Raw genomic sequence first — 876 nt, 5'->3', positions numbered from 1 at the left:
GCCCAACAGCTGGGCCGGCTGTGCCGCCAGTACCGCTGGAGGTCACCGCGCTGCGCCGCCGCGACTGGTTTGATACCACCGGGCGCGACGGGCGCTGGGTGATCCCGGACTTCTCGGCGGTGGCCCGGGACTACGCGGGCGTGCACCTGAGCATTGCCGGGTACCTGGCCACCGCCGGGGAAGTGGTCCCGGTGGATGAGCACACCGCCTCGCTCATCGCCGGCTGGGACCCGATGTCACCTACTGGCTGCGGGACGAAACGGCGCTGGTCGGGCAGGCGCAGCGCTGGGTGCTGGACGATGCCGGTCCGGGCCGGATGACTGGGTCCGGGTCCGGTCCTCGGCCTGAGGACCGCTGTGCTACTGCTGGTATTCGGCCAGGACCTTCTTGCCGATCTTGAAGGCCACGTTCGCCGCCGGGACCGAGCAGTAGATGGCGCTTTGCAGGAACACTTCCTTGATGTGCTCGGGCGTCATCCCGTTGCGCAGGGCCGCGTGCACGTGCATCTCCAGCTCCTCCCAGTAGCCGCCGGCGATCATGGCGGTCAGGGTGATGGCGCTGCGGGTGGTGCGCGGCAGGCCCTCGCGGGTCCAGATCGTGCCCCAGGCGTAGCGGGTGATCATTTCCTGGAATTCATCGGTGAACTCGTTCGAGGTGCTGCTGGCCCGGTCCACGTGCTCGTGGCCGAGCACCTCACGGCGGACCGCCATCCCGGCATCATAGGTGTCCCCGGGCAGGCGCTGTGAATCTGTCATGGTCAAACCTTTGCTAGTTGGCGGTGAAGAAGGCGCTCAGCTGGCGCGCGGTGGCCTGCGGGTCCTCGGCCGGGGCCAGGTGGGCGACGCTCTCAATGATGGCGCAGCGGCCCCGCGGGGC

General features: G+C 69.1%; 1 protein-coding gene and 1 pseudogene. One reads left to right on the top strand and one right to left on the bottom strand.

From position 1 onward, the window contains the following. Positions 1–320 (top strand): annotated as a pseudogene (locus JCM19049_RS15805) (hypothetical protein); the annotation flags it as partial. 39 nt (positions 321–359) lie between these two features. On the opposite strand, the gene pcaC reads toward JCM19049_RS15805, so the two are convergent. Continuing rightward, positions 360–755, bottom strand: coding sequence for a 4-carboxymuconolactone decarboxylase (pcaC, locus tag JCM19049_RS15800; protein WP_054822026.1), 396 nt, complete (start codon positions 753–755; stop codon positions 360–362). Between the last annotated feature and the right edge of the window lie 121 nt (positions 756–876).

The sequence above is a fragment of the Arthrobacter sp. JCM 19049 genome (assembly GCF_001310435.1).
Note: the sequence above shows the minus strand (reverse complement) of the source record. Positions and strands in the feature narration are given on the sequence as shown.

Excerpts from the sequence above, each read along its gene's own strand:
- pcaC (WP_054822026.1), bottom strand. The coding sequence starts at position 755 with ATGACAGATTCACAGCGCCTGCCCGGGGACACCTATGATGCCGGGATG.